This is a genomic window from Roseimicrobium gellanilyticum (assembly GCF_003315205.1).
In the GTDB taxonomy this organism is placed as follows: Bacteria; Verrucomicrobiota; Verrucomicrobiia; order Verrucomicrobiales; family Verrucomicrobiaceae; genus Roseimicrobium; species Roseimicrobium gellanilyticum.
Map to the genome: position 1 here is coordinate 34,527 of NZ_QNRR01000014.1, position 24,260 is coordinate 58,786.

Annotated in this window: 23 protein-coding genes; 14 read left to right on the top strand and 9 right to left on the bottom strand. The window is 60.6% G+C overall.

The genetic code is table 11. From position 1 onward, the window contains the following. Positions 1-27: 27 nt before the first annotated feature. Positions 28-705, bottom strand: coding sequence for a hydrolase (locus DES53_RS27375; protein ID WP_113961528.1), 678 nt, complete (start codon positions 703-705; stop codon positions 28-30). A gap of 48 nt (positions 706-753) precedes the next feature. After that, positions 754-1,389: an isochorismate family cysteine hydrolase YcaC gene (ycaC, locus tag DES53_RS27380; protein WP_113961529.1), complete on the bottom strand. Its 636-nt coding sequence runs from the start codon at positions 1,387-1,389 to the stop codon at positions 754-756. 97 nt (positions 1,390-1,486) lie between these two features. Between ycaC and DES53_RS27385 the strand changes: the two genes are divergently transcribed. The 5 genes from DES53_RS27385 (at position 1,487) to DES53_RS27410 (ending at position 8,604) form a co-directional block, all read left to right on the top strand. After that, positions 1,487-2,383, top strand: coding sequence for a LysR family transcriptional regulator (locus tag DES53_RS27385; protein WP_170157460.1), 897 nt, complete (start codon positions 1,487-1,489; stop codon positions 2,381-2,383). 85 nt (positions 2,384-2,468) lie between these two features. Beyond that, positions 2,469-3,365: a prenyltransferase/squalene oxidase repeat-containing protein gene (locus tag DES53_RS27390; protein ID WP_170157461.1), complete on the top strand. Its 897-nt coding sequence runs from the start codon at positions 2,469-2,471 to the stop codon at positions 3,363-3,365. 1,743 nt (positions 3,366-5,108) lie between these two features. Further along, on the top strand, positions 5,109-6,752 hold the full coding sequence (locus DES53_RS27400; RefSeq protein WP_170157462.1) for a hypothetical protein: 1,644 nt from the start codon (positions 5,109-5,111) through the stop codon (positions 6,750-6,752). Between the two features lie 32 nt (positions 6,753-6,784). Then, positions 6,785-7,498, top strand: coding sequence for a GTP-binding protein (locus DES53_RS27405; protein ID WP_211325714.1), 714 nt, complete (start codon positions 6,785-6,787; stop codon positions 7,496-7,498). 302 nt (positions 7,499-7,800) lie between these two features. Next, positions 7,801-8,604: a hypothetical protein gene (locus DES53_RS27410; protein WP_113961640.1), complete on the top strand. Its 804-nt coding sequence runs from the start codon at positions 7,801-7,803 to the stop codon at positions 8,602-8,604. 66 nt (positions 8,605-8,670) lie between these two features. Here DES53_RS27410 and DES53_RS27415 read toward each other — a convergent pair whose 3' ends face one another. Continuing rightward, positions 8,671-9,117 (bottom strand): hypothetical protein, encoded by a 447-nt coding sequence (locus DES53_RS27415; protein ID WP_113961534.1) that lies wholly within the window; start codon positions 9,115-9,117, stop codon positions 8,671-8,673. Positions 9,118-9,525: 408 nt separating this feature from the next. Here DES53_RS27415 and DES53_RS27420 point away from each other — a divergent pair, with 408 nt between their 5' ends. Next, on the top strand, positions 9,526-10,299 hold the full coding sequence (locus tag DES53_RS27420) for an RNA polymerase sigma factor (RefSeq protein ID WP_113961535.1): 774 nt from the start codon (positions 9,526-9,528) through the stop codon (positions 10,297-10,299). A 106-nt stretch (positions 10,300-10,405) separates the two neighbouring features. On the opposite strand, the gene DES53_RS27425 is transcribed toward DES53_RS27420, so the two are convergent. Further along, on the bottom strand, positions 10,406-10,705 hold the full coding sequence (locus DES53_RS27425) for a hypothetical protein (protein ID WP_113961536.1): 300 nt from the start codon (positions 10,703-10,705) through the stop codon (positions 10,406-10,408). Between the two features lie 180 nt (positions 10,706-10,885). On the opposite strand from DES53_RS27425, the gene DES53_RS27430 reads away from it, so the two are divergent. From DES53_RS27430 to DES53_RS27445, 4 genes are read left to right on the top strand one after another with little or no spacing between them, the layout of a single operon-like run. Continuing rightward, on the top strand, positions 10,886-11,842 hold the full coding sequence (locus DES53_RS27430) for a S1C family serine protease (RefSeq protein WP_113961537.1): 957 nt from the start codon (positions 10,886-10,888) through the stop codon (positions 11,840-11,842). Between the two features lie 29 nt (positions 11,843-11,871). Further along, the gene (locus DES53_RS27435) at positions 11,872-12,942 is read left to right on the top strand and encodes a S1C family serine protease (RefSeq protein ID WP_170157463.1); all 1,071 of its coding nucleotides are present in this window, start codon (positions 11,872-11,874) and stop codon (positions 12,940-12,942) included. A 45-nt stretch (positions 12,943-12,987) separates the two neighbouring features. Then, positions 12,988-14,307: an aminopeptidase P N-terminal domain-containing protein gene (locus DES53_RS27440; RefSeq protein WP_113961539.1), complete on the top strand. Its 1,320-nt coding sequence runs from the start codon at positions 12,988-12,990 to the stop codon at positions 14,305-14,307. Positions 14,308-14,333: 26 nt separating this feature from the next. After that, positions 14,334-15,047 carry a hypothetical protein gene (locus tag DES53_RS27445; protein WP_113961540.1) on the top strand — a complete coding sequence of 238 codons (714 nt, stop codon included), beginning with the start codon at positions 14,334-14,336 and terminating at the stop codon, positions 15,045-15,047. Positions 15,048-15,091: 44 nt separating this feature from the next. Here the strand turns inward: DES53_RS27445 and DES53_RS27450 are convergent, their stop codons facing one another. The 5 genes from DES53_RS27450 to DES53_RS27470 all read right to left on the bottom strand — a co-directional run bounded on the left by DES53_RS27450 (position 15,092) and on the right by DES53_RS27470 (position 21,027). Then, positions 15,092-16,339, bottom strand: a complete 1,248-nt coding sequence (locus DES53_RS27450) for a hypothetical protein (RefSeq protein WP_113961541.1) — start codon at positions 16,337-16,339, stop codon at positions 15,092-15,094. Positions 16,340-16,386: 47 nt separating this feature from the next. Next, entirely contained in the window at positions 16,387-17,625 is a 1,239-nt protein-coding gene (locus DES53_RS27455) for a C39 family peptidase (RefSeq protein WP_147263656.1), read from the bottom strand. A gap of 16 nt (positions 17,626-17,641) precedes the next feature. Beyond that, positions 17,642-18,145 (bottom strand): hypothetical protein, encoded by a 504-nt coding sequence (locus DES53_RS27460; RefSeq protein WP_113961543.1) that lies wholly within the window; start codon positions 18,143-18,145, stop codon positions 17,642-17,644. 161 nt (positions 18,146-18,306) lie between these two features. Beyond that, positions 18,307-19,062 carry a TSUP family transporter gene (locus DES53_RS27465; RefSeq protein ID WP_113961544.1) on the bottom strand — a complete coding sequence of 252 codons (756 nt, stop codon included), beginning with the start codon at positions 19,060-19,062 and terminating at the stop codon, positions 18,307-18,309. A gap of 102 nt (positions 19,063-19,164) precedes the next feature. After that, positions 19,165-21,027 (bottom strand): SMP-30/gluconolactonase/LRE family protein, encoded by a 1,863-nt coding sequence (locus DES53_RS27470; RefSeq protein WP_170157464.1) that lies wholly within the window; start codon positions 21,025-21,027, stop codon positions 19,165-19,167. A gap of 110 nt (positions 21,028-21,137) precedes the next feature. Between DES53_RS27470 and DES53_RS27475 the strand changes: the two genes are divergently transcribed. The 4 genes from DES53_RS27475 to DES53_RS27490 all read left to right on the top strand — a co-directional run bounded on the left by DES53_RS27475 (position 21,138) and on the right by DES53_RS27490 (position 24,249). Further along, a complete protein-coding gene (locus DES53_RS27475; RefSeq protein WP_113961546.1) occupies positions 21,138-21,596 on the top strand; it encodes an MOSC domain-containing protein in 459 nt (152 codons plus the stop codon). A gap of 24 nt (positions 21,597-21,620) precedes the next feature. After that, entirely contained in the window at positions 21,621-22,208 is a 588-nt protein-coding gene (gene mobA / locus DES53_RS27480; protein ID WP_113961547.1) for a molybdenum cofactor guanylyltransferase, read from the top strand. Next, positions 22,195-23,028 carry a formate dehydrogenase accessory sulfurtransferase FdhD gene (gene fdhD, locus DES53_RS27485; RefSeq protein WP_113961548.1) on the top strand — a complete coding sequence of 278 codons (834 nt, stop codon included), beginning with the start codon at positions 22,195-22,197 and terminating at the stop codon, positions 23,026-23,028. The genes mobA and fdhD overlap by 14 nt, the downstream gene beginning before the upstream one ends. Positions 23,029-23,121: 93 nt before the next feature. Continuing rightward, entirely contained in the window at positions 23,122-24,249 is a 1,128-nt protein-coding gene (locus DES53_RS27490) for a cysteine desulfurase family protein (protein WP_113961549.1), read from the top strand. The last annotated feature ends 11 nt before the right edge of the window (positions 24,250-24,260 follow it).

Below are 24,260 nucleotides of genomic sequence, written 5' to 3' on the forward strand. Positions count from 1 at the left end.
TCAACGCGCAGGGAAGCTCCTCCCGGCTCAGCGCTGTGAGTCGAGAACCTCACCCTTCTTCGTCACATCTTGTGCCTTCAGGTAGCTCTCGATCAGCAGCTGGTACGGCGGGAAGACTGCACTGTACGCCTCGGCCCACTGTTGAGCGTCAGGACGGTTCCAGCTCTTCTGGATTTCCGAGCACACCGCTGCGGTATCCATCGGCACCACCCCCGCCTGCACCACCCTGGCGAGGGTGATTTCCTGGGCCATCTTTGAGTAGGTGCCGGAGGCATCCACAACAGTAAAAACCTGATACCCTTCATGCACTGCCGCGATGGCAGGGAAGGCCATGCACACACTGGTGATCGTACCCGCGATGATGAGTTGCTTGCGACCCGTAGCCTTGACCGCAGCGACAAAGTCCGGGTTGTCCCATGCGTTGATTTCTCCACGTCTGGCCACGTATTTCGCATGAGGCGCATACTTGTGGATCTCGGGAATCAAGGGTCCATTGGGCCCCTGTGGCACTGAGGCCGTCGTGATGACGGGCATGTTCGCCAGGGTGGCGATTTTTGCCAGCGTGGTGGCATTGGCACGCAATTCTGTCATGGGCATGTCCTTGACAGTCTGGAAGAGACCGCTCTGGTGATCGATGAGCAACATGGCTGCGTTGGCTGCATCGATGACCGGCTTGGTACCATTGAAGTTTGCCGGAGCACTCATGGTAGTAGCTGATGGGGTAAGTGCGGGATCTGGAAAGCCTGCATGGACTCAGCGTTTGCCCGCTTTCCTGCCTGCGTCATAGCTCTGCATGAGGCAGCGATAGCTCGGCAGATGGTTCGAGAAGAGCGTCGCAAGCCCCTCGATGTCGTTGCGCCAGTCTCGGTGCAATTCACACGCAACGCCAAACCATGTCATCATTTGTGCCCCTGCTCTCTGCATGCGCAGCCACGCTGCCTCTCGGGTGGTCTGGTTGAAAGTGCCTGACGCATCCGCGACCACGAAGACCTCATACCCCTCCTCCAACGCGGACAACGCGGGGAAAGCCACACAAACTTCAGTCACAATACCGGCGATCAGCAATTGCTTTTTCCCCGTGGCCTTCACCGCTTTGACGAAGTCCTCGTTGTCCCAGGCATTGATGTTGCCCGGCCGGGCGATGTAGGGCGCCTTGGGGAACTTCTCCTTGAGCTCAGGCACCAGCGGACCATTGGGGCCATCCTCAAAGCTGGTCGTGAGGATGGTCGGAAGCTTGAAGTACTCGGCGATATCGGCCATCGCGAGCACCCCGTTTTTGAAATCATCCGGAGAAAAATCCTGGACGAGATTGGTGAGGCCCGTCTGGTGATCCACCAGCAGGACGGCAACGTTGGCTTTATCAAGGCGGTTGTATTTGAATTGGCTCATGGTGTCTCCTTTGAAGGTTCGAGGTAAGGCCGCAAATACCGGGCAAAATTGCATCCGGCAAAATACTTCTTTGTTTCCCTCACCATGCCCGGCAGGTATGCTGACCCCGATGGAACTGCGGCATCTTAAATACTTTGTGGCCGTCGCTCAGGAGGAAAACATCACTCGCGCGGCAGCAAAGTTGCACGTGGCACAGCCCGCCCTCAGCAGGCAGATTCGCGATCTCGAACTTGAGCTGGGGGTGCCGCTTTTCGAACACAACGCGCGCTCAGTCCGGCTGACCGAAGCGGGCCGCGTCTTTCTGAAAAACGCCAGATCGACCCTCAAACAAGCAGAGCTGGCCACGCAATCTGTCCGGGAGTTTGCGATGGGACACCAGGGAGAAATCCACATTGGCTACGCAGCTTCTCTGACCGTGGAACTCCTTCCGCGCGCCATCAAACTCTTCCAGGAGAAGCATCCCCGGGTCCATGTGCAGATCCATGACCTGTCCACAGAAGGCATGCTTGCAGGCTTGCGGGATGGCACCCTTCATGCCGCGCTTCTGGTGCGCCCCTCCACGCCCGCATTGGGTGGGCTGATTTATGAGGAGGCCATCTATTTCCGTCCTGGCGTGGCCCTGCCTACTTCCCATCCCCTCGGTGGTCTGGACTCCATTCTCCCCGTCCATTTGGCCGGGGAAAGCATCCTCGCCTACAGCCAATCCGACTATCCCGAATATCACGTATGGCTGAAGGGGATCCTCAAGAAGGTCCGCCCCTCGCCGAAAATCGTGGCCGAATACGACAGCTCCACAAGCCTGATCGCTGCAGTCGAATCCGGCTGCGGCATTGCCCTCGTGCAGGTAGGTTTTGAAAAACTCGCTGGAGCACGACTCAACACCCGGCCTCTCGATGCCCCGAACTCCGGTTTCTCTTTCGGAGTCGCCTGGCGCAAAGATGATGCTTCGGAAGCCACCCGGTTTTTTGTAGAGTCCATCCAAGCCCGTTGCTGACGCACCCCGCATGCCTCTCAGCGGATGGCGAATGTGCGGCCTGCGGTTGCCCATTCCCACATCCTGCGCCACGCTGCACGCCCGCATGGCTTCCCCGCGCAGTTTCCGTCTTGAAATGCTCCAGGTAGCGCGGCTCGCGCCCAAGTTGCTGGGGGAGTCCGCGTCGCTGGTGGAGAAGTTCCTTCTTTCGCAAGTGACAGCAGAAGGCGGGTTCGCAGATCGGCAGGGGAAACCGGACCTGTATTACACGGTGTTTGGTCTCGAGTCTTTGCTCGCCCTCCGGATTGAGGCACCCAAGGCAACGGTGTCTGCCTATCTGCGCAGTTTTGGCGCAGGTGAGGGACTGGATTTTGTCCACGCATGCTCCCTGGCGCGGTGTCATGCAAACCTCGGTGGAGATTTCATTTCCGACGAGCAGAAGCACCGGCTGGCAGATCTCATCGAGACGTACCGCACATCGGAAGGCGGTTACCATGGCACACCGGGCAAAGCCGCTGGCTCAGCCTATGGTGGCCTGCTCGCATGGGGCGCCTACAATGATCTGGGACTTCCCATGCCGCAGGAAGATCGCTTGGGGGAAGCGCTCGCAGCGCTGGCGCTTCCCGATGGCTCCTTTGCCAACGAGCCCGGCATGCGTGAAGGTACCACCACCACTACCGCCGCCGCAGTCACGCTCGCACGGCACCTTTCCTTCCCCCTGCCTTCAGGAACCGGCGACTGGATTTTGAAGCAACTGCATCCCAGCGGCGGCTTTCTCGCGACTCCACGAGCCCCTCTCCCGGACCTGCTCAGCACCGCTACCGCCCTCCATGCGCTGGACGGCCTGCAGATCCCATTCGGACACGTTCGCGAACTCTGCCTCGACTTTGTCGACAGCCTCTGGACTGCCGAAGGAGGATTCTACGGCCATTGGGCAGACGATCACCTCGATGCCGAATACACCAGCTATGGACTGCTGGCGTTGGGTCACTTGGGTTCGTAGCTTTCCCCCGCGGTTCGGATAGTCCTGCGAGCCAATTCACAAGCCCCTCATCTGCGAGACATTTCTCTTGCCAGAGACGCGCCAGATATTTAAGGTAAATAAAGGATCTGGATAAATTTTGACGCTATAACTATGAACAATATAGTTTTAGTAATCGTTTAGGCTTCCGTCCAAATCTTTCTTTGTCCGCTCATGGCATTCTCCATTCGCAGTTTCTTCGGCAAAGAAAAAGGGGCGGACCCCTTGGCCCCGGGGTCGTCAGCAAATCAAGGCAGCGTTCTTCCTCCCCTGGGTGCCAACCCGTTCCAGTCCGCATCCAATAATCCCTTCGCTGCCAACGCCGCACATCAGGCAGGGGATTCCACATCCGCTCCCATGAACTCTCCCTTCACTCCCTTCACCCCTGCTGATTCGGGACGGACTGAACTGACCGTGGGAGACATCCTCCCCGGGCTGCCGCTTGAGGCTCTCAACAACCGGCAGGTCGCTCTGAACCAGCCGCTGCACCTCGCGGATGAAATCGTGGAGAGAGCCCTCTCCAGTGGACAACCCGCGATCCCTCTTTTCGAGATCTACCGCGTTTGTCCTGCCCTGTTTCCGGCGCCGATTTCACCGGAGGACAATCGCACCGTTCCCATCCCTCCGCATAAGATTGCCGGACTGATCCCGAAGAGTGGTCCCGCAGGTGCACCGGGGGCGGGAACTTCTCCGTTTGCCATCGCGCCTCCTGGATCAGCCCCCGGGTTCGCGGGCGGACCTGCAAGCAACAGCATTTTCTCCCCTTTCGTCCAAGCGGAGCACCCAACGGAGGACACTGAGTCTTCGACCACTCTTTTTCATCCCTCTCCGTTCAATTTTGGCGCCCCAACCCAGGGACCAAAACCGGAACAAGGTCCCGCAGCCTCACCCTTCGGTGTTGCCGGTGGAGGCCCCGAGGCCGGTCCGGGAGCGCTTGCTCCCGGCATGCCCAATCCTTTCGCTCCGACCTCAGCTGCCTCATTCGCCTCCATGGCCTTCGGCAGCCCTGCGCCAGCACCCGCTCCTGTAGGAATCCCTCCACAGGCTCCCTTGGGACCAGGAGCATCCAGCCCGTTTTCTTTCGGCTCGCCCAACCCTCCTCCTACGACGCCCACGCCGCAACTTCCGGCACCAGCTCCAGAGCCAGGTCCGGGCGCTCAGTCCTCGCCATTCGCCTCCGCCCTTCCAGACCCGGCGAAACAAGCGCCAGCGCCGTTTGATTTCGCCAGCCCGACCCGGCCCACTGTCAGCGCTCCCGAGAACGTTTCTCCCTTCACACCTGCAAGCCCGCCCCCATCCCCTGCTCCTGCATCCCATCAGCAATCGAACCCCCTTTGGTCGGGTGGCGCTCCCTTCGCGCCCACACCGGCAGCAGCCCCTTCCCCAATTCCGCTTCCGCCAGCGGTGAATTCGCCGTTTGGCCCAGCGGCTCCAGCGGAGCCCGCTCCATTTGTCCCCCCAACACCATCCCAAATGGGGCCTGCGACTGGAAACGCCGGCGCACCCTCATGGATGTCAACACCCACCAAACCTGGCATAGGTGCCAGCCCGTTTGCAGGTTTCGCCGTGCCACCACCGGCCCAACCGACTCCTCTGGCCTCTCTCCCGCCAGAGCACGGTACAACGCTCGACATTCCAGCGTCTGCCGAATCCCAACTTCCCACGGCCTCTGCTCCCCCTGCGATGGTGCCGATGGCACCAGCCCCTTCCAGCCCAGCTGCCGGGATGCCTGCCTTCCCTGGATTCGCCCTGTCGCCATCTGAGGGCAATCCAGCCAACACTCCATTCCAGCCAGGTCCGGGATCCGCGAATTTCGCTCCTCCCGGCGAGCCGTCCCTTCCGCCATTGCAGCCCGGTCCTTTCTCCCCCGCACCGGAGTTGTTCCGCCCGGCCCAGCCGCCGCCTGCGGCAATGAACCCTTTCGAGCGCATCCAGGCTCTCAGCCGCACCGAGGGGTCCCCTTCGGCCCCGGTAGAAGAACGCGCCATGGAGCCAGCCCCCACCCCCGCTGCAGAAACTCCTGCGCCCATCGCGTCGCCTGCTGTGGCACCTCCCACACCCGCGCCCCAAGCACCCCAAGCACCCCCGAGCGTGTCTGCACCTGCTCTTGGTCCGATTTCCAGTTCCGTCTTTGCACCAGCGCCGGAACTGCGACCGATGCCGCATCTTCACGCCGCGGTCCACGGACCTGCGGAGAAGGTGAGCCTGAGCCTCGCCTCTGTACTGAAAGGCTGCAAGACCCACGAAATCGGCATGAGCCCGGACCACATTCCCTCCTGGGTGCGTGTGAACCTGCCGCTCGATCTCATCCGTCCCCAGCTTCTCAGCGGGAAAGTCACCCTGCGCGTGACGCAGGTCATGGCCGCCCTCGATCCGGAGCTGCGCAACCTGATCACGCCTTGCCGGCAAGATCTTTCGGTGGATCTGCCGATGGGTGAGCTGCGCAAAGCACTCCCCAACGAGCCCTTCCCCGAGCCGAGCGCCAGCGCTCCCGCTCCGGCAGCCGCAGCGCCAATTTTCCAGCCTTTCTCACCTTCTCCCTCAAACGCAGGGAATGCGAATACCCCGGACTTTGTCTTCGGTACGCCCACCAATCCGCCGCCGGTTCCTCCCTTTTTCCAAGTCCCGCCCCCCGCAGAAGCTCCCCAGCCTGCCGCCACACACAGCTCCTGGCCTTTGCCTCCCGGCTCGCCGGATCCGGAACCCGCGTCCGTCGTGGAATCGGCAGAGCTTGCCTCAGCCTTCTCCTTCCTGAAGGAAGAGCCAGAAATGGAAGCCGCCGTTCCTGAGAGGGATGTGGTCGTCGACTTCAAGCCAGTGGCTGCAGAGAGTCCGCCTGCCGTCAAGACACCGGAACCCGTCTCCACCCCAGCGCGCACCATTGCGCCGACAGCCGCCGAGCCGCCGCACGGCATAACCAAATCTGCCATCCGCGTGATCCCGCCCACACCTGCCAATCAAAGCGCCAGCCAGATGCTGCTGCGCGCGCTGCTCAACACCGACGAACCGCTGGACACAGCTTCAGTGGCACAACTTCTGGCCTGCCAGCCCGGCATTGTCGCGGTGGCCTGCCTGCGAGATGGAACCTGCCTCGCTTCTGCAGGCAATGGCAGCGCGGAAGCCGAACACTTCCTCAATCAGGCGCCGAAGCTGCATCACCACGTGCAGCCGCTCATCCAGCTCACGGGCTCGCTCGACACCGAGACCTTCAGCATGAACAGCGGCGCGCTGGTCATCACCTTCTCGCTGCAGAGCGAGATCACCTTGGGCGTGCTGCACGATCCGCGCACACAAGGCCCTGCCCTCCGCGAACGCATCACCTTGATCGCTCGCTCCCTCACTCCGCTCCTGAATCTCCCGGCTGCCTAACCCCCCCGCTGGATCGCGATCCGCGCACGCTCATGGCCGTCATTCACGAAGACCGGCGCACGGTCAGTTTCAAAATTGTCTATTGTGGCACGCCCATCGGCGGAAAGACCACAAACCTCCAGCACATTCACAAGTGCCTGGACCCCGCCTCACGTGGGGAACTGGTGAGCCTGTCCACCGCGGCGGATCGTACACTCTTCTTCGACTTCCTTGCGGTGGAGGCGCCCATCATGAATGGATACACCGCGAAGTTCCAGCTCTACACGGTGCCCGGTCAGGTGGTGTACAATGCCACCTACCAGCTCGTCATGCGCCAGGCCGATGGCCTTGTGTTCGTCGCCGATTCCCAGCTCGATCGCATGGCGGACAACCTGAAGTCCTGGGAGATCTTCCACGCGAACCTGCGTGGCAACGAGCAATCACTCGACCGGATCCCGCTCGTACTGCAGTACAACAAGCGGGATCTTCCGAACGCCGCTCCCGTAGAGTACCTGGACTACCTGCTGAACAACGGCCAGCGCCGACACTACAGCTTCGAAGCGAATGCCGCCCGCGGCCACAACGTGCTCTCCACGCTCAATGCCATCTCCCATGAGGTGCTCACCCGGTTCTCCCAGTGCATGACAGAGAACACGTATGAAGGCGAGCAACAACAACAGCAACAGCCCGTGGCCGCGGAGCAGGTCTCCAATGGGCCGGACAGCTACATGGCCCGCAGGCAGGCGACGCTGGCGAGAAGGTATTGATCAATACTGTGACCCTTCATCGGTGCGGAGGGGAAGCGTAGCGCTCAAGGACCGGGAACGCCTCGTTCCCGCACGACTGATGTAGCCACGCGAGCGGTTGCTGCATGCACCGGCACACCGCTGGCTGATGCCACCCAACACACACGCAAGCAACATGGCGTTGCATGCAACGGACGGAGTGATAAGCACGTCAGGGGTTCGGGAACGAGGCGTTCCCGCTCCTTGAGGAGGCGCATCCGAATCCAGAGTGAATGCATCGACAGCTACGAGAATCGCCCTCCATGGTGCGTTTTTTCATGCCCATGATATCTCTTCATCGCGCACGCCTCGTTGCCTCCGCCATCACTGTTTGCGTTACCGCCAGCTTCGCAGCTCCACCGCCATCCGCCTTTCGCGAAGCTGCCTGTGAAGACTCGTACACCCGGCACGTGCAGGGCATCTGCACGAATGAAAAGGACGCCATCTACTGGTCATGGACCGAGTCACTGGTGAAGACGGATCTGGATGGCCACATCCTCAAGAGCGTGCCGGCACCTGATCACCAGGGCGACCTCTGCCATCACGATGGGAAGGTCTATGTCGCGGTGAACCTTGGCAAATTCAACCAGCCTGCAGGCAAGGCGGACTCGTGGGTGTTCGTGTACGATGGGGACACGCTCGCCGAACTCGCCCGCCATCCCGTGCAGGAAGCGGTACACGGCGCGGGTGGCATGACATGGAAAGACGGGCATTTCTTCATCGTCGGCGGCCTGCCCCCGGACGGGAAGGAGAACTACGTGTACGAGTACGATGAGAAATTCACCTTCGTGAAACGCCATGTGCTGGATAGTGGATACACCCTGATGGGAATCCAGACGGTGGAATATACCAAAGGCGCCTGGTGGTTCGGCTGCTACGGCAAGCCGCCGGTGCTGCTGCGCGCAGATGAGGACTTCAAGGTCACCGGTCGGTGGGAAATCAACGCCGCCGTGGGGCTCACCGCGCTGCCGGATGGAAGATTTTTGATGGCAGAGAACAAGGTGGACAAGGACAAGAAGAACACAGCACGCGTGCGCCTCGTGAGAGCGGATGCGGAGAAGGGACTGGTAGCGGTGCCAGCGCCGTGAGGGCGATGGGGAGATGCGGTCAGGCCAGAGGCCCAACGCCCACTGTCAGGCGGGACGCCTAACCTCCTAATCTGTCCGCTTCGGCTTCCGCTTCAGGCACAGACCCACGAACTGGATCACCAAGCCGGAGACCACCGCCACAGCGCCCGGTTTGATCTGGGTCTCCTTCAACATCTTGTCGAGGTCCGGCATGGGCATGCCCTCGGCCTTGGCCTCGGCGAATTTCCTCCCCAACTCCTGAAGCGTGGACCACTGGTCCCACGCCATCCAGCCCAAGGTACCGACGGCAACCAGCCAGCAAAGCCAGCCAAACACAGGCTTGGGAACCCATGCCATGCCCACCACTGCCACGGAGGCAGTGATCATCACGATCGTGAATGTCCTGCTGATTTCGAACAGGTTGATGGTCTGCAGACCTGGGATGTTCAATGCCACTTCCCGGGCTCCCCAGACCAGCATCGCCGCCCCCATCAGGGCCAGTACAAAGCGGAAAAAGGGGGGGCGGAGGGACATGTCCTTGGGAGGGTGAAACTCTTTCCTGGCTGGCTGGGTTTCACCCCGGAGTGGGGTTTTTGCAAGTGTTGTCAACAAAGTGCTCATGGGAGTGGCTCCCCGTCCGGCGCACTCCTGGCGGTCGAAATGCGCCGGTGGGGGTTTTTTGGGAGCCGCCACTTCCATCGCCGAAGGCAGCGGCTCTTGATGGGTGCATTTGGATCGCCCCGGGTTTGTGACAGGACTTTCGACATTTTCGGGAGGACAAGAGTCACAAGGTCCTGAAATTGCCCGGCATCCTGAGAAAGCCGGGGTCAAGGGCAGGCAAAAAATATCGTGGCTCCGCGCCACGATTCGCGTATCCTTGAACTCTGGGCAGGCTCGGTTCCTGCTTCGTCCTAGGGTCTTGCCCGTTTCCCTTTACCCGCTATGAGCGACAACTATCCGACCTCATCGTTCCCCAGCACGACCACAGGGCGAGGACAGCATGACCCCAATTTCGTCACACGCTGGGACGTCGTGAACCGCGCCAAGGATGGGGCTGACAGCAAGGAGGGCCTGAGCGCGCTGGAAGAGATCTGCCGCATCTATCGCCACCCCATCTACGTCGCTCTGCGCTTCAAGCATGGCTACGAGCACCACGATGCGGAGGACATCGCGCAATCCTTCATCACCTGGCTGATCCACGGGGGATACCTGCGCCGTGCAGATCCAGAGAAGGGGCGCTTCCGCTCCTTCCTGCTGAGCTATCTGGACAACTACGTCTCCAACCACCGCCGCAAGCAGCAGGCACAGAAGCGCGGTGGCCGCATCATCCACGTGGCCGCAGAATTCCCCAGCGAGACAAATCGCACCGCAGTGGAACCGAAGGACGAGAACACGCCGGACAAGGAATTCGACCGCGCATGGACGGTAGCAACCTTCCGTGAAGCGCTCGATCGTCTGCGCGCGAAGTTCGTGGCGGAGAATCGCGGTGAAGAATTCGAGACGCTGCAGGAGTTCCTTCTGCGCAAGCGTGGCGAAGGTGAAAGCTACAGCACCGCCGCTGCCAAGCTCGGCATCACGGAGGTGAACATGCGCCAGCGCGTGTCCCGTTTCGGCAGGAAGTTCCGCCAGACCCTCGAAGAGGTGATCAAGCCGATGGTGGCCGAGAAGGAACTCGATGACGAGCTCAGCTACCTGTGGCGCTGCTTTGAGAAGTAGCACGCGGCAGGCGCGTGGCCTTCCAATTCCCCGGCCGGCGAATCACCAGCCGGGGCCGCCCGGGCAGCTCCGGCCCGGGTTTGCGTCCATGGGTGCGGCGGCACCGTCAGATGGTGTGTTTGCCCAGAATGTGACCAGGCTCGCGGAGCACTTCCATGGTGCCCCACAGGGCGCCCAGCGTCAGCAGCAGCACACCCACGGCATAGGGCAGACCAAGTATGAATGTCCCCAGCACTTTCAGCCAGGCCACATGATCCACCACCATGGAGAGGGACGTGCCAAGCAGGAAGAATATGCCTGCTATGCCCACCAGGTCGAAGGGTTTGCGGGGCGTTTCGTAGCCCGACATCTTCGCAAACCAGGGCGCGACGAGGCACACCAACCCGAGTACGATGAGGTCCAACATAGAATTCACCTCCCTTCTATGAAATTGCGACAGCAGGTGGGCTGGCACGGTTCAACAATTCAGCGGAAATAAACGCCCGCCTATCCTCCTTTGCCGGCATCCAAACGCCAGAGCCAACGTAGAGCCCAAACTCTTTGAATGCCGTCCGCAGAGCCGGTATACTTATATTTCTATCCTTAAATGCCCCTGAAATTGCATCTCTGCCTTCTGCTCACCTGCCTGACGGTGAATTCTTCCGCGGTACTGGCAAAGGAAATCAAGCTGGAGGACCTGCTGAACGTACAGCGCCAGGTACAGGCTCAGTTTGACCGGGCCCGTCAGGCCGTCGTCACCGTTCAGTGCGGTGGCGGCACCGGCAGTGGGGTGATTGTGAGCCCCAGCGGTCTCATCCTTACCGCAGCACACGTGACGGATGGGGGAAAGAAGAAGGCAAACATCGTGCTGCATGATGGCCGCACGGTGGAGGCCACCAGCCTGGGTGTGGACACTGCCACGGACGCCGGCATGCTCCAGCTCCCCCCACCCGCAAAGGCCTGGCCCTACGCCGCGCTGGCCCGCGATGTCCGTGAGCTGAAGATTGGGCAGTGGTGCTTCGCCATCGGCAACCCCGGCGGTTGGGATGCCGCTCGCGGCCCGGTCCTTCGCATTGGCAAGCTGGTGAAGATCTCCGCCAATACCCTGCAGAGTGACTGTGTGCTCATGGGGGGCGACAGTGGAGGCGGCCTCTTCAATTTGAATGGCGAGGTCATCGGCATCCACAGCCGCATCTGGACAGGCAGGGATCAAAATCTGCACGTGAGCATGGCCCCCTTTCTGCGCTCATGGGATATGATGAAGAAGGGCGAGTCCGTCACGCTTTGGGAGCAGGGCAACGGCGGATGGATGGGCATCTACACGGAAGGCACGGACGCAGGCCTCACCGTGCGCAAGGTGGCGCCAGACTCCCCCGGGGCGAAAGCGGGACTCAAGGAAGGCGATATCATTCTCAGTGTAAACAACAAGAAGATGGCAGCGCGCCCGGAATTCCGGGAAGCCATCCGGGCCCGACGCACCGGCGAACTGGTGACACTCAAGGTGAAGTCAGGAACCGTGGAACGTCTCATCGAAGTGAAGCTGGGAAAGCAACCCCAGGAATGACTGGAGATAGTAGAAGCTGATACACCGTGGTGAACCCCATCCTCCCAGCCCTTCCCGCAACGCGCAGCGCCCTCTTCTGTCTGGCGCTCGGTGCCCTGCTGACTGCATCTCCCGCGCTCCCGGCAGCAGATCCATGGGTGCTGACGGATGAAGATCGCACCAACGGCAGTGCCACTCTGGAGGCCCTCGGCAGCGTTCGCGAAGGCGCCACCTCCGGCACGGTCCGCATCGGCGCCACAGACAAGGAATCCGTGCCTGGAGTGGTTGTTTCACAGGACGGCTATGTCATCACTGCCGCCAGTGAGGCGGCGCAACGCAAACCCTTGCGCGCTCACCTGGCCGATGGATCCTCCGTCGACGTACGAGTGGTAAAAGAGGATGACACCCTCAATGTGGTCCTCCTGAAAATGGAAGACTCCGCTCTGCCGCCCGTGAAATGGGGGGAATCCATGTCGCTCAAGATCGGGCAGTGGCTTTTCTCCATGACAGGCCGCTCGAAAGAGATCCGCATGGGCGTGATGAGTGCCCGCCGGCGCGCCATTCCGGATTCCGGTGCGGTGCTCGGGGTGCGCTTCGGGGTGGACGACGCCGAGGTCGGCGTCATCATCGAGGAGGTCGCGGACGACAGCCCTGCAGACAGGGCAGGGCTCAAAGATGATGATGTGGTGATGGCGGTGAACGGGGAGAAAGTCTTCCGCAATGAAAACGTCGCCCGCATCATCTCCGCCCACCGCCCGGGTGATGTGGTGAAGGTCCTCTACTCCCGGAAAGGAGCCGAGTCTGAATGCGAGGTGAAGCTCGCCAGCAAGAAGCACGTGATCATGAACTGGCTGGGCGAGGACTTCGCCAACCACGGTGTGTCCCTGCGCACCGACAACTTCCCCGAAGTGATCCAGCACGACCAACCGCTGCAGCCAGAGGACATCGGTGGGGCGCTCTTTGATCTCGAAGGCCGTGCCGTGGCCCTCAACATTGCACGGGTGGATCGGGTGACGAACTATGCCCTGCCCGTCGAGACTTTCCTCCCCCAGGTCACCAAGTGGATGGAGGAAGATCGCAAGAAGAACGGCACCAAAAACACAGCCGACGCCGGGGAGTGACGCCACACTATTGACGGCTGCGCTCCCACCATTCACTCTCCACGCATGCGCTATCGTCCGCTTCCCTCTTCCTTGTTTGCCGATGCCCGCAAACGGCTGCGCAAAAAACTGAAGCCCGGTGCGGTGGTCATCGTCCACGCGAATGACATCTACCCCACCAGCGCGGATGGCACGATGCCCTTCGTGCAAAGCAGCGACCTCTTCTACCTCACCGGCGTGGATCAGGAGGAGACGGTGCTCATCCTCTTTCCCGATGCCCCGGATGAAAAGCAGCGGGAGATGCTCTTTGTCCGCGAGACGAATGAGCACATCGCGATCTGGGAAGGTGAGAAGCTGACGAAGCAGCAGGCAGCGGAACGCACCGGTATTCCCGTGAAGTCCATCCATTGGCTGGACCGTTTCAACGATGTCTTCCGCCACGTGATGTGCCAGGCGGAGAACGTGTACCTCAACAGCAACGAGCATCTCCGTGCTGCGGTGGATGTGGAAACGCGGGAGATGCGCTTCACGCGGCGGTGCCAGCACGAGTTCCCCCTGCATCACTACCACCGTCTCGCGCCTATCCTGCACGAATTGCGCGTCATCAAGAGTCCCGATGAAGTGAAGGTCATCAGGCAGGCCATCGACATCACCGGTTCCGCTTTTCAACGGCTGCTTCACTTCGTGAAGCCCGGAGTGATGGAGTATGAGGTCGAGGCGGAGCTCATTCACGAGTTCATCCGCAAGGGTGGACAGGGCCATGCCTTCTCCCCCATCATCGCCAGTGGGAAGAATGCCTGTGCCTTGCACTACAACACGAACGATTCCCAATGCCAGGACGGCGACCTGCTGCTCACCGACTTCGGCGCACGCTATGGCAACTACAATGCGGACCTGACACGCACCATCCCGGTGAGTGGCACCTTCACCAAGTGGCAGCGCTCCGTGTACAATGCGGTGCTCAAGGTCCAGCGTGAGGCCATGAAAATGCTGAAGCCCGGGGTACTGCTCAAGGAATATCAGGAGAAGGTGGGTGCTGTCACGGAAGAGGAGCTTCTCAAGCTCAAGCTTCTCACCAAGAAGGAAGTGAAAGAGGCGCTGGAGAAGGATCCGGAGAAGCCCGCCTACAAGAAGTACTTCATGCACGGCACGAGCCACCACCTGGGCCTGGATGTGCACGATGTGGGAAGCTCCTGGCGACGCATCGAGCCCGGCATGGTCTTCACCGTCGAGCCGGGACTCTATATCCGTGAGCAGGGCATTGGCATCCGATTGGAGAATGATGTGCTCATCACCAAGAAGGGTGCGGTGGATCTCATGGACCACATCCCCATTGAGGCAGATGACATCGAGGCAGGAATGGCTTCTGCGAGCAAGAAGAAGTAGGAACGCCAACCGCTTCTCCTCCGCCCATGCGTGATCTGACCAGCTTCGCCAGCATGAAGCTCAAGGCCGCGCTGTTCGTGGTCATCGGCGTGTTTTCAGGAATACTCGTCGTTCTCGGGAATGACTTTGCGGCCTGGAAGAAGGCATTGCTGCTCGCGATGTGCGTTTGGGCCTTTTGCCGGGCGTATTATTTCGCCTTCTACGTGATCGAGAAGTATGTGGATCCGAGTTTCAAATTCTCCGGATTGGGATCGGCGGTGAAGTATTTGATGGGGCGAAAAGCGAGTACTCCGGAAGAAGCAGTATCTACGAGGCAATTTGAGGAGACGTCCCTGCCACGTCCGCCGACTCTTCCAGTATCATGGTGGCTGCTTTGGCTATTCATGGTCACCCTCGCCAGCGCCATCCCCACCTTCCACCTCCGCGAAAATGTCAGCGAGCTCATCGAGCCGCTGCGCTATCCATGGGGACTGCTCCCCTCCGTGTTCCTGGCGTTCCGGTGGTTCGGAGAGATCTCCTGGTACATTTTGGCAGCCTATGTCGTGGCAGGACTCATCGCGTGGAAGAAGCCGGCGTGGGGACGTTTGGCGATTCTGCTCGTGCTGGTGCTGCACATGGTGTTCGCGACGTTGCACACGGTGTACAGCTCAAAGCTCGTAATCCTCGCGATCAAGGAAGAGGTATTGCGGAGGGAACTCAATGATAAGTCTGATAAGACCAATCGGCCGACCAAGAAGTAGCGCACTCCGCTTTGCTATCGGAGCCAGCGCCTGCCAACGCCAGCTCACCTCAGCCCCACACCCAGCGCGCGGTACTTCGCCTCGAAATCCGCATCGATGGCGTCCAGTTCGTCCGGTGCGAAGAGCGATTTGAGAAACATGGCACGCACCTCCTCCAGGGAGGCGCGTTCATTGCCCTCCACCTCTGGAGGAAGCGAACCCTCCCGTCCGCGGGTGCGGAGCCAGCGCGAGCCGTCGCCCACCACATGGAAGTAGTTTCGGATGCGCCGGGCATCACCATTGTCCGCAAGGTGCATGAGGTAGTGAACGAAGTACATGGAGGAGATGTAGAGCCGATGCAGGGCAATCAGGGCGTCGTGTCCCTGCTTTGTGGTATCCCACTCCTCTGAGCGCGTCTTCACCAGCTCACTGGGCTTCATCACCCACTGTCCGCTGAAGTCCACTCCGGCCCGCGTAAGCTGCTGGTAGAACTCGATGCGCTGCCGCATGGCCAGCACCCGCTCCCGCTCGCCCAGATAAAACACCCCGCTCCGATATGGAATCATCGCCGCGTACTCTGCGATGCCTTCTGTCATCCAGCGGGGCATGAGCGGAATGAGATCCGAGGTGATCTGATGGGCCATCTCATGGATGAGCACGGTGGCCTTGTAGCCATCTCCCTTGGTGTTCTTGCCCATGAAGTTCACGATGCCCAGGCTTTCAAACGGCACGAGCAGCACTCCCTCACCGCGCCCGTTGCTGATGAAGACCCCTGCACTGCCCTCAGGACCACCCGCACGCGCATAGTTCTCCCGGCTGCGCACAATGCGCGCCTGCAAGGTCCGGCCCTCCAATGAAGGGAAGGTCACCGGCAGGGAATGGAGCAGCTTGATGGTGCCCTCCGCCACCGTGGCGAAGTCATTCATGACCGCCGTGGACATCTCCGCATCACACACGAAGTCGTAGTGCTTGCTGCTGAAGGTGTACTCGCCCTCACTCGATCCACCATCCTTCACGAAAATGGGTGGCTGCTGGATATTTGCGGGCCACGGCGGAGGAGGCGGCAGCGCCTGCAGCGTGGATTTACCGGTGGCCCATTCCTTGACCCAGGATTGGTCAGCCTCTGAGAGATCCGCAATGCGCAAGTTCGCACGCTGACGGTTGGGCAGCATGACGACGGCACGATCCTTCTCCACCCCCAGCATCTCCGCCTCCAGCGTGCGGCCATCGCCGTTCTTCCACTCGCGCCCAATCAGGGCGGTGCCTCCGAGCAGCAGAAGCGAAAGCCAGATCACACGCAGGGAAAACTTCATCCCGCATGGGACAGCGCGCTTGGGGAATCTGTTCGCTGCGGGAACGCTCATTTGCTGAAGTACACCACATAGTAGCTGGTGCCTTCCAGCTCTTCATAGCGCATTCTGCGATTTCGCGCCTGCGGCCCCCAGCTTTCTGTGAAGATCACCTCGCGACGGTCATCGCGATACCCATTGATGATGCTAGCATGAGCCGGCGCATCCTTCCCTGGCCAGCTCTTGCGATCCTCGCTGCCCGCCACAGGCAGCTCTGCCTTCTCGCCCCGTGCAATTCGGGCGGAATAGGCGCTGTGCAAATAATCCCGCTCTTGGGACCAACGGCGAAAGACCACCACCGGCATGCCCGAGTCGATGGTGCGTTTCATCAGATGGATATCGAATCTCGGTGAACGCTGCGCCTTGATGCCTGCCTCCCGTGCGATCTGCCCAAACATCTCCCGGATGTCCGGATTCGACTCCGCTCCGTAGGTGAAGCCATTCACCACCGCCAGCTCCTCCACACTACACGTGAGTCCGAAGTGATGGCCAATCATCGCGAGGATGGCCACGCCGCAATAGCCTCGATTCCCCTGAGGCAGCATGGGAACGCCCGGGATGCGCGACTCAGGCTGGGCATCCGAGGCGGGTCGCGGTGTCATGTTTCCCAGAGCAGAAGGCCGCGCTCCGGGAGTCGCTGAAGCCCCCGCGGATCGTGCCAGCAGGCTGCGTGCTTCCGCCTCATTGCGGAAGAAGTCCACCTGCAGCAGTTGCTTCTCCTTGCTCAACACCCGCGCAATACCGCCCGCACCCATCCAGAGCTGTGTGCGCAATCGCAAGCCGCCACGCTCTCCGAGCATCACCTCACCTTGCGGCTGCATGCCCATCTTGCGAAGGCCATCCTGCAGACGCTGCTTTCTCAAGGCAAACTCGTTATCAAACCGCACCCGTGCCGCCTCGAAGGATTCGCCCTGCACATTGGAGTTGCCGAATCCGAAAAAATTCCCCGCATCCAGCACCACCACCGTGACGGAATGCACCTCCGCAGTGGGCAGGAACCGCGCGGCAATGGCATCCGGCCTGATGCCAAAGATCTCCACCTCATCGCCCAGTGCGGCGCGGGATACAGGTGCATTCGCATCTGCGGGATCACGCACCCAAAGCCGGATGAAATCCGGCATCTTCCAGACGTCAGGTGTTCCCAGGGCGCGCTCGAACGCCGGCGAGTCGAGGCCCAGCGCCGGATGTGATGTGATACACCACATTGCCAACCAGGACAGCAGCAGACTCCGGCGCGACGCGTGAGGCATGGCAAGGCGGCGCCCGTCAGCGCTTCAAGGTTGCGATCACCGCGCCAGACTTCCATTCCTTCAGCACCACGGTGTACTCCTTGCCTGCGAAGGAAAGGCCCCCATCGGTGAGCTTCTGTTCGGCGGCTCCGGTGAAGGTCGCCACGGTGCGGGAGAGGCGCTTCAGCAAATCGGATCGCGGCACCTTGGTTTTCTCCGCGCTGAACTGCACGGCCACCGAGGTGATTTCGGGGCCGGTCTCCGAGTTGTTCACCACCACATTGTCTGCGGCGAATCCAAACACCTGGCCTGGGTCATTCAGCATGCGTCCAGTGGAGTCCGTGCCCATGATCCAGGGCACTTGTGGCAGCTTCGAGAGCTGCCAATGGCCGGCTTCTTTAAACCAATCCTCAATGGGAAGATGACGCGGGTTGCCGCTGGCGTTGAGAAACAAACCTCCAACGGATTGCGGAATGGCGGCAACGCGTGGTGCAACCGCGGTGAAGAAGACGCCAGCAAGGAGCAGCGGTAGGAGTTTCATGGCGAGACGCAATGCAAAGTTTGAACCCGACAGGGAAACCAGCGTAAGACGAATCTTCGCGAAGAGGAAGACAAAACAACAGTGGAGGAGATCAGGAGGAGATCCTCAAGACCTAGGCAGATGCAGAGGCAAGGCTTCTGGAGGAGCCTGCTACAATGGGGTCAGCCACGCCATGCGTCCCACAGGAGCTTGAGTGTCATCACAAAAACCACCGTAAGGAACACCGGACGGATGAAGGCCGCTCCTCGCTTGATGACCATCCCGGAGCCGAGACGCGCACCCAGAAGCTGCCCGGCGATCATCACGCCACCCGCGACGAAATGCACCGAGCCATTCACGAGGAAAATGGCCAGCGCTCCGACGTTACTGGCGAGGTTTGCTGCCTTGGTGTAGCCCGTGGCGGAGCGCAGATCCAAACCCAGCAAAGCCACCAGGGCTACCGTCCAGAAAGAACCCACTCCCGGGCCAAAGAATCCATCATAGAATCCCAGCGCGATACCGAAGAGAATGGCAAAGGTCAGCCACGGCATCCGGCGCGGACCAGTGTGGATGCCGAAGTGGCGGTTCAGTGCGGTATACACCGCCACGGCAGCGAGCATCCACGGAATAAGCTGCTTCAGAACTTCCTTGCTAAGCACGCTGACGGCGATGGCCCCACCCATGCTGGCAAGTCCGGAGAGCACCACCGCAAGCCACAGGCAGGGAGTTTTCATGAGTCCGGCCCGCGCATAGCGCCACACGGCGATGCCAGTGCCGAAGCAGGCTTGGAACTTGTTTGTCCCCAGCGCCACCTGCGGTGGCACGCCGGAAGCCAGAAGCGCCGGCACCGCGATAAGCCCGCCGCCGCCCGCAATGGCATCGATGAATCCACCCGCGAATCCGGCGAGGAACAAGAGTGCGAGGGTGAGGAGCGACATGAGAGAGTGGAAACCGAATCAGCATCAGTATGCACGCAACGCCCACACCGCAGGCTGAATACCGGTGTTCTGTGGACTCAGCAACGAGGGCAGCATACGGTACTAGAGCTTTGGAGGTGCCGGCTTGATGGGCGCCATCTGGCCGCTGGCGATGCCGTGCACCTTCATGGCGCGCCTGTAGACCGTCTTTCCGCAGGCGATGAAGAGTTCGCTCAGATCCTTGCCGCCGAAGGAGACATCAAATGGCTTCTCAGGCGTGGGAATGATGAAGTTCACCCGCCCAGCCTGATCACATACCTGAATGCCAAGTGTGGTCGCCACATACACACGGCCATCCGTATCCACGCAGATGCCGCGGGGGTAGTTGACCGGACCCTCCTCGGTATCAAGTTTTACAAACCGCTGCCCATGTTTGAGGGAGCCATCCGGCTGCACCTGCCAGCTGATCACCTCCGGTTGCTGCCAGTCGCATGCGTAGAGGAGCGTCTGATCCGGTGAAAAAGCCAGCCTTCCTGCAGAAAAGGGAAGATCCGCATACTTGGTCCGTCGCGTCATGGCTCCATCAGGAGCAATGGAGACAATCGAAGGCAGGGTATTTCCCACGTCTCTGATATCACCCACGGGAGATTCCCCCGCAATGTTGGAATAGCATGCCGCATAAACACGACCATTGAAGCTGGCGCAAAGGGAGCCATTTCTCGCACCAGTCACCGTGCGTGTCACCTTCCCTTCACCATCCAGCGAGACCAACGTATGCTGCGGAGGTGAAGTGTCCCTGTTCTGGATGCTGGCAATGATGCCCTCCTGATTGCATGGGACAATGGATGTTATGCCTTCGAGCCCGGAAGCAAAAATTTTCGCCGGACCATTCGCTGGAATAGAAACGATGGTCCCTGTGTCGTTCTCGACGACATACACGACACCAGCCTTGTCTGAAGCGAGGTGCTCCCATGACCACAGCTGATGCTTGGGTCCGCGCTGCATGACCTTGAAGGAGACCACATCATCCATGCGGGCTGCGACATCCCAGCCCTTTTCTGCCTGGCACACTTCGTACCCCTTCCACTTCGACTCGCCCCTGGCATTCGCCTTGATCTCCCTGGTCGTCTGCCAGTCGCGCCAGAGCCAGCGCAATACATCCGGGAAGATTTGAGAGGCGTGCTTCTGATTGTGCCCACCTTCACTCCAAGCGTGGTTCACGTCATAACCAGCCCAGGTGAAGGAGCGCTCCATCATCTGGTTCGCCATCCACCAGTCGCCGCAGTAGAGGTTGTTATCTCCGGTGCCACTCTGGAGAAAAATGCGGATGGGCTTGGGCTCGAACTTGCGAACGAGCACGGGAAGACGATCCCCACCGTGGATTCCCACGTAGGTGCCAACTCCAGTGAAAACGCGGCGAAAGCGATCCGGCCGGTGCCATGCCACCATGAAAGCCGCAATGCCACCGCTGCTGTTCCCTGAGATCGCCGCGTCATTGGGGTCCGCGCTGAGCTTGATCCCGTGCTTCGTTTCGATGGCTGGCAGGAACTCCTCAATCAGAAAGCGGGAGTAGGTGTCCGTGATGCTGTCATACTCGAAACTGCGGTTGAAGCGCGGTAGCGCATTCCCATCGGCTGCAGGTATCACGCCCGGCTTGATGAAGACACCAATGAGCGGTGGGATGTCTTTCTTCGCGATCAGGTTGTCGAACACCACCGGCGCCTGGTAGATGACGCCATCCTGAAACACCATGAAGGCAGCAGGCTTGGACCGGTCGAGCCCTTGGGGGATGTAGAGCTGGTACTCGCGCTGGGTGCCTGGGAAGCAACTCTTTCCATCTGCAGTGTAGGTGTCCTTGATCAGCTCCCCCTTTGGCACATCCGGCTGCGGCTTCGAATCGGCGGTGAGGGGGAACTCCGGTTCCGCCGATTTCACTTGTGGTGAAAGCAGGAGAAAAAGCACGAGCAAAAGGGGGTGCGGGCGCATGGTGGAAAGGAGTGTGGAGGGAAATGCCGTGGGTGGCAAGAATCGGTGCGGGTTCCCTTCGGCGGACATTGCAGCACGGGTACGGCATGCGTATCCTCTAGGAAGGACCCATGATCATCCGGCATATCTACATTTCCCCTGCCCACATCTTCGTGGGACACCACGGCAAGCCCGCGGGTGAGACGCCCATGGAGGAGGTCGTGGAAGTGGAGTGCGTGGCGGGAAAGGGGCTCAGAGGAGACCGCTATTTCGACTTCAAGGAGAACTTCAAAGGACAGGCCACCTTCTTCTCCGAGGAAGTGTACGAGCGGCTCTGCGAACAGATGCAGGTCACGGACAAGGACCCCTCGGTCTTCCGGCGGAATATCATCGTGCGCGGGGCGGACCTGAACAGCCTCATCGGCGCGGAGTTTGATGTACAGGGTGTGCGTTTCATCGGCACTCAGGAAGCCGCGCCATGCTATTGGATGAACCAGGCCTTTGGAGAAGGCGCGGAGCAGTTGCTCAAAGGAAACGGCGGTCTCCGCGCGCGCATCTTGAGTGATGGCATGCTGAGGCGGAACGGCTGAAGGAAGAAGAAGAAAGACATTCCCATGGACCAGGCACAAGACCTTCCAGCATTCGCCGCCGCACTCATCTGCGGAGGGAGGTCCTTTCGCATGGGCCGTGACAAAGCATGGCTCGACTGGGGAGGCAGCCCGCTCTGGAGCGTGCAACTCGAAAAGCTCAGCTCGCTGAAACCCGCGCGACTCCTCATTGCCTGCCGAGAAGAGCAGAACATCCAGGCGCTGGGCGCGGAGGTGCTGCATGACCCGCCCGGCAACGCCGGACCACTGCCTCCTCTGCTGCGCTGCATGGAGCATGTGCAGATGCCGTTGCTCGCCCTGGCCGTGGACATGCCGGAGATCACCCCGGACCTGCTGTGCCGCATGGTCGCGGAGGGCCAGCCTGCAAAGCGTGGTGTGATATTTCGTTCCGAGGCCTATGGCTACGAACCCCTCGCTGCCCTCTACCCTGTGGAGGTGCTCCCATTGTTGCGCACCGCCGTGCAGGCTCATGATTTTCGCCTGCAGAACTTCGCGCAAGCTGCGGTGGACGCAGGCTTGATGCTCGTGCGGCACCCCTCACACCTTGAGGAAGGCCAGTTCAAAAACGTAAACACTCCCGATGACCTCCCCTGACGCCGACACCGATGCCTCAACGCCCGTGCGGCTCTCGCGACTGGTGCGGGGAATCCCCATCGCGCGCGAGCAGGATGTCGTGGCCACGGAAGAGCCGTTGGAGATTCGCGTCGAAGGTCGCAGCCTCGCGGTGGTGATGCGCACCCCCGGACATGATGAAGAACTCACCGCAGGCTTCCTCCTGACCGAGGGGATCATCCAGGACGGCTCGCAGATATTCGAGCTCTCCGTGTGCCCGAGCCGCTCTGAAGGGCAGGGCAATGTGGCGGACGTGCTCCTCTCCGGCACTCAGGTGGACTGGGATTCGCTCACGCGCCATGTGTTCTCCGGCAGCAGTTGCGGAGTGTGCGGGAAGGCGACAATCGATTCCGTATTTCAGAAATTTCCACACGTCAGCGCGGACTGGCAAGTGTCATCCGATTTGCTGCTGAGTCTGCCGGACAAATTGCGCGCGGCGCAGTCCACCTTCGATCAAACTGGCGGCCTGCACGCAAGCGCGCTCTTCAACCTCGAAGGCAAACTCATCGTCCTGCGCGAAGACGTGGGCCGCCACAACGCACTCGACAAGGTACTGGGATACGCCCTCATGTCGGGCATGCTGCCTCTTTCAAAGTGCATCCTCATGGTGAGCGGCAGGGTCTCCTTCGAGATCATGCAGAAGGCGCTCGCGGGGGGGATTCCACTGCTCGCCGCCGTCTCTGCTCCCAGCAGCCTTGCCGTGCAGTTCGCGAAAGGCTCAAAGCAAACCCTCGTGGGCTTCCTCCGCGGCGACCGCATGAATGTGTATGCGGGAAATGAGCGGGTCACCCACGAAGGGTGAAACGCAAAGCAACGAAGCAGCAAAGAGATGGAAATTCACGAGGCGAAGCCTCCTTGCATACCTCGCATCTCCGTTGCACGCTAACTCCCACCCATGCCCGGCTACTTTGACCACAACGCCACCACGCCGCTCCATCCCGTGGCGCGTGAAGCATGGCTGAAGGCAAGCGAGCGTCACTGGCACAACCCCTCCGGTCTCTACCGCGAAGCCGCGGAGACCAAACACCGGCTGGAAGAAGCGCGTGAACGACTTGGCAAGCTGCTGGAGTGCGAGCCCCAACGCATTGTCTTCACCTCAGGAGCCACGGAAGCGAACAACGCCGTGCTGCGCATGCTCGCTGCGAAGCTCCCGGGTGACAGCACCGTCCTCACCTGTTGCATGGAGCACCCCAGCGTGCAGGTGCCCTTGCGTGCAGCCTTCGGCAAGCGTGTGCGGGAAGTGCCCCCACGGCCCGATACCTCGCTGGACTGGGAGGCCTTCACCACTGCATTACAAACCCAGCGTCCCGCACTCGCCACTTTCATGGCGGCGAATAATGAATGCGGCACCTTGCTCCCCTGGCTTCAGATCGGAATTGCATGTCGCGATGCTGGCGTACGTTTCCACTGCGATGCCACCCAGTGGATCGGCAAGATGCCCGGCATACAACTGGGACAATGTTGCGACTACATCACCGGCAGTGCCCACAAGTTCGGTGGCCCCAAGGGCGTCGGATTTCTCGTGCTGAGTTCCGAAGATGAAGCTCTCGGTCTCCTCACGGGCGGACCACAGGAGGAAGGACGGCGCGCGGGCACGGAGAACTATCCCTCCATCGAGGCCATGGTGACCGTGCTGGAGCATCTCATGTCCAGGCTGGAATCGATGTCTGCCCAGGTCGAACTGCGCGAAGCCTTCGAAAAACAAATCAACCTTTCCATCCCCGGCACGAAGATTGTGGGCCAGGGCACGCAACGCCTTTGGAATACCAGCATGCTCATCCTGCCGCGGCACGATCACCGCAAGTGGCTCGCACGTCTCAGCCAGCAGGGCTTTGCGGTCTCCACCGGCTCGGCATGCAGCGCGGGACATGATGGCGCCTCCCAAGTGCTGCAAGCCATCGGCGCCACACAGGAGGAAATGAAGCGCGTCCTACGTATCAGCGGCGGATGGGAGACGACTGAAGAGGAATGGAGTGGCCTCACCGCTGCCATGGTCCGCGTGCGTGACAGCCTGGACGGCTAGAGCTCTTTTGG